The sequence below is a fragment of the Legionella sp. 227 genome (assembly GCF_043161935.1).
In the GTDB taxonomy this organism is placed as follows: domain Bacteria; phylum Pseudomonadota; class Gammaproteobacteria; order Legionellales; family Legionellaceae; genus Legionella; species Legionella sheltonii.
The window spans coordinates 3648067-3661890 of record NZ_CP171154.1; the positions used below are offsets into that span (position 1 = coordinate 3648067).

Here is a 13824-nt window from a genome sequence, read left to right on the forward strand (position 1 = left end):
ATATAGGATCATCGTAGCCCTCATCCGCCCTGGTGGACACCTTCTCCCTAAATAGGGAGAAGGGTAATTATTCTGCACCTAAACTACGATGGTACATCAATAACAATAAAAATAAATTAGCCATGGAACGATTAATAATAGTAGCAATAAGTATTCTGTATTCCTGTCTGGCCTTAGCCAAATCTCCCTATCAAATTGATTTGATCCTATTTGCACACCCAAATCAAAACACTGGCCTAGCTATCGACGCACCGCTCATTCCAATCGGTGCAAACGCGATATCCTTAAAGACTGATACAGACAAATCAGGAAAACCTTACCGATTGTTGCCCCCATCTTCTTCAAGCTTGCGTGATGAATACTATTTGCTAACTCGTAAATCTCACTATCAAGTCCTAGCCCATTATTCATGGAGGCAACCAGCAAATAATCAAAGTAGTGTCGCTTTTCCGATGGTTGAACATAACGGCTGGCAAATGCAAGGGACTTTAAATGTGAAGCAAGCGAGTTATTATTTTTTTGATGCAAAGTTCCAAGTATCACCGCCCAATAATCCACAATCGTCATTTACTATTTCACAAAAACAACGCCTTAAAGAGAATGTTGTGTATTATTTAGATAATGCTCAAATAGGCATGTTAGTTAAGATTCACCAATTGGAGTCATAAAGAAACTTCCCTTCTCTCCTATTCCCGTCTTCCCGAGCATAACGAAGGGAGAAGCTTTTATAAGTGAAGGTCAATGAGATCACCGGTTTCGCTGATCTGCATCAGCTTACAACATTTATTTGTTCCCAGGAGAAAAAATTTGATCAAATACCGTTGCACCACCTTCCACTACATGTTTCATCGCTGTATTTACATCAGAGACACCGGGATTAGGCTTGTTTGAAAAAAAGCCGAAAAAACCATTCCCTGCTTGTTTGCTTCTGCCAATCTCATGCAATCCAAACACCGCTGCTGCGGTTAGAGTTAAAGAGGCAAATGGGCCTAATCTGGCATAAAAAGGGGACATAAATAAATTTCCAAAACTGATTAATGCACCAGTCTTGAGGGTTTTTTCAGGATTTACTTGATCTCTAGGCATACTACACTTCCTTGATACATAATTTGAAAACGTACCCATTAAGGGCGAGCATTTTTATCACTAGGCATAATTTCATCAAATATCGCTGCGCCTCCAACGGAAATATTTGCCAGAGCATTTTGAACCTCTGTACTTTTATCACCCGTTTTACCACCAAAAAAAGAATTCATGTTATTTACTCCATTCTCAACTGCTCTTCTTTTTTTTCCTATCTCGTGCGCACCATATAAAAAAGCGCCGGTTGCCACAATGGCTGTAGTCAAACCGAATTTTGCATCAAGCCAATACAGTGGCGCTAAAAGGGTATTTCCAATTGCCAGCAATGCGCCCGTCTTTCCAGCATCATCCATATTGATTTTAGATTGTGACATATCAACTCCTTATGATAATTATTTTTCAATACAGCCTATTTGAGTGCCAATAAAATTGCAAGCATAAATTTAAAACACCATAGTGCATAATACGAAACCAAATTCATTTTGAATTGAATTAAAGCAAGCTGTGCATTATAATTTCATATGACAAAAATGGAATCATGAGCTCATAATGCCCACACACAACCGAATGATTGATGCGCTCACTTTATGTCTCAAACAAAAATCCACTAAGGATTTTAAATTAGATAATTCATCTGCTTATGCAGGGCTTGCCAACCTCTATGAAAACTATGCTCTAGAAAATAAAACGGAACAATTTTTTGAGGCATTGGCCCAATTATGCGCTATACCTAACGATTATCTCATTGGGGATAATCCAATTTTGGATAATTTTATCATTCAACTGGAAAAAGTGTTCCACCCCAAAAAAAAGGAAAAACCAGTTACTCGAGCTATTCCATGGTGGGAACTGGAACGCACACATTTACTCGCCCTTGCAGAGGATCATTCACCCTGTTATGTTTATCACTGCCCAACACAAACATCCCAGGCACGAAAATTATTGGCGCTACAAGCAATCGACACGCTATTTTATGCAATCAAGGCCAATCCTCATCCATCAATTTTAAAAACATTAGAAAAAGAAGGTATTGGTTTTGAATGCGTTTCCATCCAGGAATTAAGTCACATACATAATCTATTTCCTCACATCGATAAAAAGCGAATTTTATTTACTCCGAATTTTGCTCCAAAGAGGGAATATCAAGTTGCGATGAACTCAGGATGTTATGTGACAATAGATAATTTGTACCCACTAAGGAATTGGCCTGAGTTATTTAAAAATCGCGAGGTCATAGTCCGTATTGACCCAGGTGTTGGTGCGGGTCATCACAAACATGTTGTGACTGGAGGCAATGAGTCAAAGTTTGGTATCGCTCAAAAGGATATAGAACAACTAAAAATTTTAGCCCAGGAACATAACATCCATGTCATTGGTCTGCATTCCCATTCAGGCAGTGGGATTCTTACTCCAGAACTTTGGGAACAAACTGCTTTAGTACTTACCTCATTTCTTAAGCAATTCCCTCAGGTTCAGTTCATTAATTTAGGTGGTGGCTTGGGAATCATTGAAAAACCAGGACAAAGCCCTTTAGATCTGAAAAAACTTGACTCAAAACTACTCGCAATCAAATCCAAATATCCTTATTTAAGATTCTGGATGGAACCCGGGCGTTTTTTTGTCGCAGAAAGTGGCATCATTTTAGCTAAGGTCACTCAATGTAAAGAAAAAGCATCGGTGCAATTTGTAGGAATTGAAACGGGAATGAATTCATTAATTAGGCCTTCTTTATATGGGGCTTATCATGAAATTGTTAACTTAAGTCGGCTCTATTCGGAACAATCCGGAGTAGCACACATTGTAGGTCCGATTTGTGAATCAGGTGATACACTGGGATATGACCGCTTATTACCTATCACTCAAGAAGGAGATATCATGTTAATTGCCAATACCGGGGCCTATGGACACTGCATGAGTTCCAATTACAATTTAAGACCGCCTGCAAAAGAAATTATTTTAGAAGCATAATATTTTTTATATTTCCTTTACTTAAATTCTTAATCACCTCTGAATGATTAATTTTTGTTCATAGTGAATTGTATTAAATTAACGTGTCACTTATAATGTCAAAAATTTAAAATTGAGAGGGTCCTCCCATGCCGAACCAAGGCAAAATTATTAGCGCAGTTAACGTTTGCCTAAAGCAAAAAAAAAATATCTCTTTTATACTGAATAAAAAAGGAATTTGTGCCGCACTTGCTGCTTTATACATCAAATATACGTTACAAAATAAAAGGGCACAGTTTTTTGATTTACTCGATCAGTTAGCCTCTCTACCTAGTACTTATCATATTGGTGATAATTCTGCTATTGACAATTTCATTATCCAAATCGAAAAAACATTTCATGCTGATGAGTATAGTAATTACGAGATTCAGCAAAGTGATATTGAAAAAATCTTGAATATAGGTAATAAACCCTTAAAAAATGAATTTAATTTAGGACTCACTACAGAGCAGTCACACTGGGAAGAAATATTCAAAAAAATTGGCCGAGAGAATCGGTCCTACCTAGTTTTCAGTCATAACCATGGAATTGCATTATCTTTTGAAAACGGAAAATATGTCGTTTACGATCCAAACTACAATAGAAAAATAAAAGAGTTTGAGACAATTGATGAGTTAATCAAAGAAATTAAGATTTGCTTTGATTACAAGGATAATTCTTTTGGTCTCCTTATTCGTACATTTGCTCATCCCAATGCAACTCCCGAGCACTACCCTTCTCATGATGAATTACATCAAATTGCCTTCGCAAATCAGATCGATACACGCTCAAGCTTCTTTGCTGCCATGGCAGGAGATGTCGAGACACTCAAATACTTATTTCAACAAGATAAAATCGATTACGACAACTTATCAAAAGAATATTTTCGTCCTGAGTTCAATGATCTTTTACTGCAAAAGTCTAAATCACCCATTCTAAAAAAAGCTGTTTTGAAAGGAATTATTCTCACTTTGTGTATGGGAAATCAAAAAGAGGCAGAAAAATTAATTGATCATTATCTCCAGACCTATACTGCAACTAATGAACAAAATGAATTAAAAGACCAACTGCGCCTCATTTTTAACAGCTCAGTAACGGAATACCGTTTGTTAATGAAAAAAGAAACCGATCACAGCTACTTATTGAAGGTACTCGATCAATTAAATCTTTCTCAGGAACCTAAAAATCAAACTGCTTATAACCATCTACAATTTCTAACTTTTGTTAAACAGGAAACACCGTCGGTTCAAACAAATCAGTTTTTAAATAAGTTGTCCCCAGAACAAATCATAAAACAAATCCAGCATGCAGCCATCACTAACCAACATCAAGTTTTAAATCTGTTAATACCTTATTTAACCACAGCGAAAATTGATCCCAAGATATTCCCATCCATTTTCAACAAAGAGCTCGTCCAAAATATTGATGCGATAACTTTGAAAAGACTTCTTGAAATTGGTTTTGTTGTAGATACTCACGATCCAGATTTGCTCACCTTGTGCACGGAACGTAATGATACAACCATTTTTGAAACTTATGCACGTGCATGGGCAGAACAAACGCATCAGCCAACACTTTGGAAAAACATTGATGAGCATCAGTATCATTTAATTGATTTAAATACAGCCCTTGGTTCTACAACGCTACTTAATGCACTGATTTTCTTGAGAAAAAATGAGCTTGTAAAGAACTCATGGAAAGATAATATTTCTGAAGAAACGATTAAAAACGCACTTACTCTTGCCCTATTGAATGGCAATAAAGAAATGAGCCTATTTCTTCAGGAAAAACTCAACGCGAAGAAAAGTCAGCTTGAACCAGAAACCTTGGATTTTCTCTATGCCAAAGGATTACAAGAAGAAGACTTATCGATTCTATCCACATTAGTTCAGCTAAATTACAATGTGCTGCATAATACTAAGGATATACGTGAATTATTCCTGTTGTGTTCTGATTATGAGGATTACACAATCATCGAAAAAAGTCTTGCAAAAGCAAGCCCTAAGATCAAAGAACTCACTTTTGAACACAGTTTAAATTGGAATATTCCTTCCGTAATAAAGGCTTGTGTCCAACAAGACCCCGAACTTGTTAATGAGCACCTCTGTAATTCAGCTACAAACCCTGGAAAACTGGCTAAACTCAATAGAGCTGGATCCGAGATCCCACCCAGTGCGCTTTCGTTAAAGAAACTGACACCAGAAGAACAAAAAAAGCTAGTCAAAAGTTGTTTTCAAAATAAGCTTCCTTATCTAGCTAAATCGTTATGTCCCAAGGTAACCTGGGAAGAAACTGAACTTGAAGAGTTCATTACTGAATTAATTCAGAATAAAAATCAAAATGGGATCAAATTACTGCTGCAACTTTTTCCCAATTTAAAGGAAAATCCAAAGCTGATTCCGCTGCTGGCACAAAATCACATGCTAATTCCATTGGATTTTTTATTGGATAAAGAAAATGTGGTGATTGAGCCAGAATTAACGGAGCAAATTTTTACCTCTGCTCTAGTTAATAACAATAAAAACGTTGTCGCTGGATTTTTGAGTCAAGGAAGAGTAACTCCAAAAACTCAATTAAAACAACCTCTTTTAGAATTATTAAAACAAGCCATAGAAAAAGGCAATGATGCTGTTTTAGAACCTTTTATTGAATCCAAGCTTAACTTCGGACTGGATTTTAAAGAATTATTTCTTTTTAGTTGCGAAAAAAAACAAGAAAAAATAGCCAATCAGCTACTGGCGCGGGAAATTATCCTAAGCACTAGTGAACAACAATATGCTGTCCAGCAATTAGCTGGTGATCAATCCGCTTCAGCTTTCTTTGAAAAAGTTTATGCCCAGGGGCTCGGTAGACTATATCAATTATTTTTAAAAGCTAACGTACCACACCCTAAAGCTTCCTTATTGAGCTCTATTAAAAATCCGGAACAAGATCCTACATTCCAGAATACAAAATTGTTTACAAGTTCAGACTTTTTAAGTCCTTTAAAACGAGCTGTTAAAGAAAAAAATGAAGCGGTATTTAAAAGCCTATTTACTCAAAGTGACCTTCCAAGTGATCCCGATAAAAGTATTCTAGACCTCTTGAAAGATCCGGTACTCTTTAAAGGCATCGCCCCTTTATTTGAAAGAAAATATGGCTACAAAAAATTATTAACTGAAGCGCTAAAACAAAAGGAATGGGCTGCTCTAGCAAATCTTATTGAGAGGCAAAAATTAAGTGATTTGGATGCTGAGCTGCAACAACCGATACAAGATCACGGGATGGATATCATTAAAGCATATGTTGCAAATCTCAAAGCGCATTATGACAAGACGGACGTTCGCCCTCAGTTGTTTAAACTACTGGAAAGCACAAATCCTCAAGTACTTGCTCAATTGGCAATCCCGCATCGAGAGGAAATTCAAAAAGCACTCGAAGAAATTGAGCTTGATATGCTGCAAAAACAACTTGATTTAAATAATCAAATTTACCGTTATACATTTAATCTTTTGCCACTCAAGCGAGCACTTGAGCAACTCGACAAAATATTCGAAGAGTGTCAAAAGGTCATTCAAGAGAAAAACATTGATCTTGATAAAGCCATTGAATCCTCTGAAATAGTGAATCATCTGGCACAAATAAAAATCATCATTGCAGGACAAGATATTGCTCCTGATTATCTCGACGAAAACCATTATAATCTGTTGGAAAAATTAATAGAAAACCCTCGATTTAAAGAGGTTTGCCTATTGGAACTCGAGCTTTATCGTTTACTCAGACTATTTAAAAAGCCACTTTTAGAACAAAGTGAGGAGACTCGAAAGGAATTCAATACAAAAATCCAGTCACTCCTGCATGCTTTGGAAGTAACAAACTTGCCTACACATTTTGTTCTCCCAGAAATTTTGCAGTATTTGCCTCAACCAACAAAAGAAGAGGTGTTACCCACTGCAATCATTGAAGAATCGAACTTAGGTCATGAAACTCAGGCTCATCGAGCTCCTTCAAAAACCATACCGGGTTCGCCACACCCCAGAGAACCTCAAGATGGCGGAATTCAGCAACAGTTAAATCCTTCTCAAACAAACCAAAATCGACAACACAAAAAAGGAGAACCGCCTACTCAATCGATGAGTGCACAATCCGATTTCCATGCTTTGAGAACGCAATGCGCCGAAGCCTTAAATTATTACCTAAACAATCGCGATAAAAATTTAAGCTTTTTTTCTTATTATTTTGATTATTATCGTGGACAAACTCGTGCCCTACATTACAAGAATTTAATTGCATCGGCGCAAACCGAACAAGAGTTGTATCTTTTAGAATATGCTATTTTAACGAATGAGAATGGAACACAATTAAAGAAAGATTTGGCAGACCAACTCAAATTCAAAGATGAGTACACTGCTCAAGAACAACTCAAAGCACGAATTAAAAAATCCTATGCCTTTACATCGAACGACTTATCTCAATTAGATAACTGGATTGATTCGCTCAATCAAAAAATTAATACAGATGAGCAAACGGATACAAAGAGCTTATTTAAAGAGGAGTTGGGCTATTTAGGACAAATACGTAATCACCAAAGGACATTGCAGCCGCTGTCATTTTTCCAAGCCCCAAAACCCGATTTAATATCTCGATTTTTGCAATGGATTGAAAGCTGGCTCGGTGATGACAACACCGCTACTGAGAAAAATAAATTGTCCTTGTAGCATTATTTTAGTCTTTTAGCCCAGATTATCTCAGTATAATCCGGGCTAAAAGCAATGGAGCTAGATAGCAATTCTCTTTTTATCTTAAAAAATATTTCTACATTAATAAATTATGATAGGATTGGCTATTATCTACTAATTTTGAAAACATGATGCAGGACGCTTTAAAAAAACTCTTTCAAAAATATCCTCAAACAGAAGCTCCCTTTATGCACCAACAACTCACTGAGTGGAGTAATACACGTCCTTTAACCGGATTACGAGTAGTCCACCATGTTCCCTTAGTGATGAATACCTTATTAAAAATAGCCTGTTTAGTTGAAGCAGGTGCGGATATAACGGTAACCAATCCTTCCGATTTTTGTTTTGCACAACCACAGGCAATCTCTTGTTTAAATGAAGCAAAAATTCGTTATGTTGAGGATCCACATACTCTAGCTGGGGAAACTTTTGATCTTTATTTTGATTGTGGTGCCCAACTGCATCAATTTCTTGGAAAACCCCAAATTGGAGCAATCGAATTAACCGGCTCAGGAGATCAACTCTATAGCCAACAAGTGCTTGATTTTCCAGTGATCAGTGTTGATCGCTCACTCACAAAACAATTGGAAACAGTTTTTGGATGCGCGGAGAGCAGCCACATGGCTCTGACTCAATTAACAGGAATTAATCCAGCTGAAACATCATGGGTTATTTTTGGCTTTGGCAAGATTGGTCGTGGGCTTGCCTATTTCTGTACTCAAAATAAAGTACCTGTTGTAGTTGTAGATCCTAATGAAAAACAAAGAAATCTCGCTCAAAACTTAGGTATCAAAGCGCTCGATCCCCAAGACTTCAGCGGACTCGAACGTGCATTAATCGACGCAAATGTGGTGATTACTGCGACCGGAAAAAAAGCGATTATGAATAATTACCCTCACTCCTGGTTTAGTGGCAAGATACTTGCCAATTTAGGGGTTTATGATGAATTTGGTCCTCAATTTAGTGATGATGAAGTCTTAAATCATAAAATGCCAGTTAATTTTGTACTGAATGACCCTACACCAATGAAGTATATTGATCCCGAATTTTATATCCATAATCTGGTTGCTTTAACCTTTCTGAAAGAAAAACTGACTTCTGGGGTACATGGAATACCCTCAACATTAGATAAAGATATGATCCAACGTTGGTGTGCCTATCACACATTTCCGTTAGATACCGTTAATATGTGGCTGTATGTGTAATATTGATAGCCTGGGTTTAGCTAAGAGTGCGCTCTGGATGGAATAGATTGGATGAATGTCTAATCGCCATGAACAAAGCTGGAGAGTTTAAAGAAACAGCATCGCCTCAGCAGGTAGGTTTCGTTTAAAAGATCCCCCCTATCTTTTATATGAGTACATTGCATTATTTAAAATAAATTTACACTTTCCCCATGATGCTATATATTGCGCCTTTTGCTCGCAAATTGAATTAATGAATTTATTAAAATCCACACCAAAATATAGCCCCCAAAGAACCATTATCTGGTTGGTCGGAGTATTTTTTTTACTATTTCAATTTTTCTTGCAATTGTCTTCAGGGATTATTATTGGCGCTATAATGCATGAGAAACAATTAACTGCATTCACCGCCGGTCTATTAAGTAGTGCCTTTTACTACGTTTATACTACAATGCAAATTCCAGTTGGGCTTCTTTTTGACAGGTACAATACCCGAACTTTATTGTCCCTAAATGCCGTATTATGTGCTTTAGGCTGCTTTTTATTTTCTTCTGGTTATAACTTATTTGTTTTATTTCTTGGCCGTTTAATTATTGGTGGCGGGTCTTCTTTTGCTTTTGTTGGCATGACTCGAATCTTACGCCAGCATTATCCTCTGAAACAATATGCATTTATGATTGGTCTCACAGAAACGCTAGGGTTTACTGTAACGGTGATCAGCATGATTGGAATGGGTTCGCAAATAACTCACATTAGCTGGCATTATTTTCTTGCTGCCGCAGGTATCATTGGTCTTTTAATTGCTTTTTTATGTGCGAATTTTATCCCCAGCAACAAACCGGTTATCACCAATCATCATCAATACAAAAAACATTTGCTGTTCATGGTAAAAAACAAATTGGTATGGATGAATGGATTATTTGTAGGCTTGGAATTTTCGGTAATTACTGTTTTTGCCGCAATGTGGGCCGTTCCTTTTCTCCAATTGAAATTAGATTGCTCTATAGAAGCAGCCAGTATTCTCACCTCAATGATCTTGTTAGGAGCTGGTTTAAGTTGTCCCATATATGGCTGGTTGTCGATCCATCTGCCTAAGCGCAAACCGCTAATTCATATTTCTTGCTTGTCCACTGCGGTTTTATTCATTCTCGTTCTTTACTTACCCATACATAATATGCTCCTCACAGGGATCTTGTTGTTCGCAATCGGACTGTGTTGTGGCGCGTATATGCTTGCCTATACTATTGCCAATGAGCTTGCTCCAGAAGAATCACTCTCTGCCTGTACAGGCTTCACGAATACCTTAGCGATGGTCACTGCCCCCCTACTCCAGCCATTAGTTGGTTATTTATTGGATTATTCCAAAGGCGCTACGAACCTCCATGTTTTAGCGGATTATCAATTAACCCTTTTAATCATTCCGGCTGCATTAGTTATTGCCAGTGCGTTATCACAATTTCTTCCAGAGAAAGAGATGTAACTAAAGCTGTCTATCTTTTTATCCTGTCTTACTTTTTTAAAAAAACAACAGCAAGGCTTATTCAATTAATAATGCCTTAATAATCTTTCGATAAAATAACAAGAATTAACCAGTGTGTAGTTATTTTATATGGCATACTCTAAAAAAGGATCTAACCCTGTTGTTTTCTCTGACCCCAAAAAGGAAATAAACTATTTTGTCGTATTTGGCGATAGCCTTTCTGACGGTAAAAACATGGGGGAAAAGGCTTCTTTTCTCGGGCCTTTTGCAAGAAAGTTATGGCTAAAAATAACAGGACTGGATAGGTCGCCTAAAGAGCGATTCACTAATGGTTATACTTGGGCGGATTCGCTTAAATCAACACTCATCAGTAAATTTCTTAATGATGATCAATTAAAAAAAAATCGTTTTGGAAAGTATAACTTAGATAATGCCGACATCAGTGATGATATTCTTTTTCGCTCACATAATCAGCGCAAAAAATACAAATACACTCAAGAAGAAGTTCAAGACGAAATAAATGAAGTAAAACGTAAACAACGAGTAGAGGATAGAGAAGAAGGCCATCTGTTCACTGCCGAGCAAGAAAATACTCAAAAAACCGCCCCAATCTCACGTCGATACCCAAAAAACGCGCCGAGTACTGCTCCTATTAATAAAAAGGAACTTCCAAAAGCCACTCTTCGAGAATCTTCTGATGATGTTTCTGACCAATTTATAAGCGATCCGCGTTATCACGAATACGTTCAGGAATATTATTCACTGGATAATGGCCGCGTGGCTCAGTACAATGGGCAGAATTTCTATAGAAACTATAGCCAAGGCGGTTCAACATCTTATGATTACAGCTGGAAAGGTATTTTTCTCTCTATTCTTTCCCCATTAACATCGATAAAGCTTTTCATTACACGCTTCATGGTATCCAACGTATCGCAGCAGATAAAGCAATTCTTGAAAGACAACAAAGATGAAGGAACCTCTAAGGATCATAAAAAGAAGACACTTATTACTGTATTTTCCGGTGCTAATGATTTAATTACCGTTAATTCAGAACCAACCGAAGAAGCAGCAGAACTTGCCGCCCAAAGTAACATCGATAATATTGAGTCATTAATTAAACAAGGCTATAGCAACTTTGTTTTATGTAATTTGCCTGATTTGTCATTAACGCCACGCTATCAACACAAATCTGATGATGAACGTAAAAATGCTCAAAAAATATCAAATCTATTCAATGATAAATTAGCAGAGAAACTACAAACATTAAAAGAACGATATCCTGGCCGTTCAATTGATCTTTTTGACATCAAAAGTGTTTTTACTAAGGTTTATGAAGATGTCCGTGATAATGGCAACTTAGGATATGGTAAATACTTTGATAAAAGTAGCCTAACTGAACCTTACTTAGATTATGCAAAAGCGCATAATATTCCAATAGTTCCTGGAGGAGTTGCTCCGGGTAATAAACACATGTTTTGGGATGATGTCCATCCCACTGCAACCATGCATGCGTTGTTGATGTCGGAGTTTTACAAAAGTAAGGAAGGTCTTGGTAAGTATAAAATATCAGCACCAGAGGAACAAAGCACAAAACGTTTATCTGAAATTTTTAATCGAAAATATCATGAAAAATTAGAAGAGCTTTCATTTGGATTTTTTAGTTTTTGTACCGAGCTTCGTATTCCTTATGAGAAACCAGAAAAAGCACTTATCACCATATTGCATTATGCATTTACTGACCAAAGCGTTGACGGTGATTGTGTACGTGAAACAATGACTGATTTAGGCTGGTGGATAGATGACAAACCCAACATGCGAATTCCTGCGCTAGCCGATGCGATGTGGATTCTGGATCCTGATTATGCACGAAAGTTGGAAGCAGAGTTAGATCCTCATTTAGCGAAACCTGATTCGTATAAGATGATGATGTACGGGACATTACGTGGACAGAGCGCAGAGCCAAAACCTCTGCCCAAAAAAGTTCCTCCTTCCGAACTGCTCGCTTTAGATCCTGCAGTAAAAGAAAGATTACAAAAAATGATGGATAATAAATCGAGTATCAAGGAACCAGAGACTCCTTTACAACCAATAAAAACTTCAGATTTAAAACAAGAAGTGTCTGTTACCACCCCTTTAACTATATAATAATGGCCTGGTACTTTGCGGCTGTCTGATTATATCTTTGCACTCCCCCTCCCTCCCAAAATGGTACAATTTCTTCAGGGTGGTTGAACAGCCTATCGTTTCTCGCATGCTCTGTCATCACTGCGAAGGCAGAGATCCATTCATAAAATAGTTCATAATTCAAATGAATCCACTGAGTATTGTTTGCGACGCTGGGAAGATAGAATATCCTAACCAGGCAAAGGATGTACTTTACAAATAGCTCCCTGCATTCGCAGGGATGACCGCTTGGTAGCCCGGATTAAGCATGTAACTTAACGTCATGCTCAGATAATTCAGTGGCTTTATTCTTTAAAAATGATTGCTGAGTCATAAAACAAAAGCCAGCACGACTGTCTTTAGAAAAACCTGCCACAGTATGTGATGATGAATCATTACTCTTTAAGGTATTAATCAATTTTAAGCTTAGCTTAGGCAAGCCGACCTTTAACATGCACTGATCATTATCTAAAGGTTTTAGTGAAATAAATTGAGACATTTTTACTTTATTGCCTAACGGGTCTAGCCAACCAGCAACTGCGGCACTGGTCGCATCTTTTTCCTTAAGATTGGCCGAGTAAAATCCATTATCATCATTTAAACGACAAAACGTGGTGCTGATTTCATGAGTGTCTTTTTGATCATCATTTAACACCAATTTTCCAAACCATGCTTTATTTCCGGTAACAAATTGCTCTTTATCATCAATACGAATATGTCCATTGAGCTGGCTAGTCTGTAACACTTGAAATTTTACTCCAGGTCGTAAGACTAAGGTTTCATTGTTGTTTGCTTGCTTCAACATGTCCACTTTAAAATTAAAGCCTTTTTTATCTGCTGCTTTAACGCCAAAGATCCAGCTGTCATTGATCGGATTATAGCGGATAAATGCATAACCAACATGCCAATCAAGTGGTGTTGATTGCTCTATTTTTTCTTTATTTTCGTAAAAAAATACCAGCTTATTGGTTTCTTCATCGATTAAAGCAGCTTGAGTATGAAATTCGGTACCTTGACGCTGCATTTCAAAAAAATATCCGTATTTATCACCACTTTCATTCTTTACCATGCCGGAAAAGGTCCAACTTCCTACATTAGGATCTATGAGTTGTACCTGTTGCTGCGCTTCTGATTTTATTTCAGCTGCAAGCACTCCAGTACTTATGGGAAATATGATTAAAAATAAAAAACAGCGAATCCAAGCAAACAT

General features: G+C 37.2%; 8 protein-coding genes and 1 pseudogene. 6 read left to right on the forward strand and 3 right to left on the reverse strand.

Features of this window, described 5'->3' with window-relative positions; all coding sequences use genetic code 11:
* Window positions 1–122 precede the first annotated feature (122 nt).
* Complete coding sequence (locus ACF8MK_RS15875; RefSeq protein WP_392537469.1) at window positions 123–668, forward strand: CsiV family protein; 546 nt, start codon at window positions 123–125, stop codon at window positions 666–668.
* Window positions 669–783: 115 nt separating this feature from the next.
* On the opposite strand, the gene ACF8MK_RS15880 is transcribed toward ACF8MK_RS15875, so the two are convergent.
* A complete protein-coding gene (locus ACF8MK_RS15880; protein ID WP_392537470.1) occupies window positions 784–1086 on the reverse strand; it encodes a hypothetical protein in 303 nt (100 codons plus the stop codon).
* 38 nt (window positions 1087–1124) lie between these two features.
* Complete coding sequence (locus ACF8MK_RS15885) at window positions 1125–1457, reverse strand: hypothetical protein (RefSeq protein WP_392537471.1); 333 nt, start codon at window positions 1455–1457, stop codon at window positions 1125–1127.
* A gap of 340 nt (window positions 1458–1797) precedes the next feature.
* Between ACF8MK_RS15885 and lysA the strand changes: the two are divergent.
* The 5 genes and pseudogenes from lysA to ACF8MK_RS15910 all read left to right on the forward strand — a co-directional run.
* Window positions 1798–3051: pseudogene (gene lysA / locus ACF8MK_RS15890) on the forward strand (diaminopimelate decarboxylase); the annotation flags it as partial.
* A 128-nt stretch (window positions 3052–3179) separates the two neighbouring features.
* Window positions 3180–7766 carry a hypothetical protein gene (locus ACF8MK_RS15895; protein WP_392537472.1) on the forward strand — a complete coding sequence of 1529 codons (4587 nt, stop codon included), beginning with the start codon at window positions 3180–3182 and terminating at the stop codon, window positions 7764–7766.
* A 149-nt stretch (window positions 7767–7915) separates the two neighbouring features.
* A complete protein-coding gene (locus tag ACF8MK_RS15900) occupies window positions 7916–8992 on the forward strand; it encodes a saccharopine dehydrogenase NADP-binding domain-containing protein (RefSeq protein ID WP_392537473.1) in 1077 nt (358 codons plus the stop codon).
* A 232-nt stretch (window positions 8993–9224) separates the two neighbouring features.
* The gene (locus ACF8MK_RS15905; RefSeq protein WP_392537474.1) at window positions 9225–10451 is read left to right on the forward strand and encodes an MFS transporter; all 1227 of its coding nucleotides are present in this window, start codon (window positions 9225–9227) and stop codon (window positions 10449–10451) included.
* Window positions 10452–10580: 129 nt separating this feature from the next.
* Window positions 10581–12596: an SGNH/GDSL hydrolase family protein gene (locus ACF8MK_RS15910; RefSeq protein WP_392537475.1), complete on the forward strand. Its 2016-nt coding sequence runs from the start codon at window positions 10581–10583 to the stop codon at window positions 12594–12596.
* Between the two features lie 280 nt (window positions 12597–12876).
* Here ACF8MK_RS15910 and ACF8MK_RS15915 read toward each other — a convergent pair whose 3' ends face one another.
* On the reverse strand, window positions 12877–13824 hold the full coding sequence (locus tag ACF8MK_RS15915) for a hypothetical protein (protein ID WP_392537476.1): 948 nt from the start codon (window positions 13822–13824) through the stop codon (window positions 12877–12879).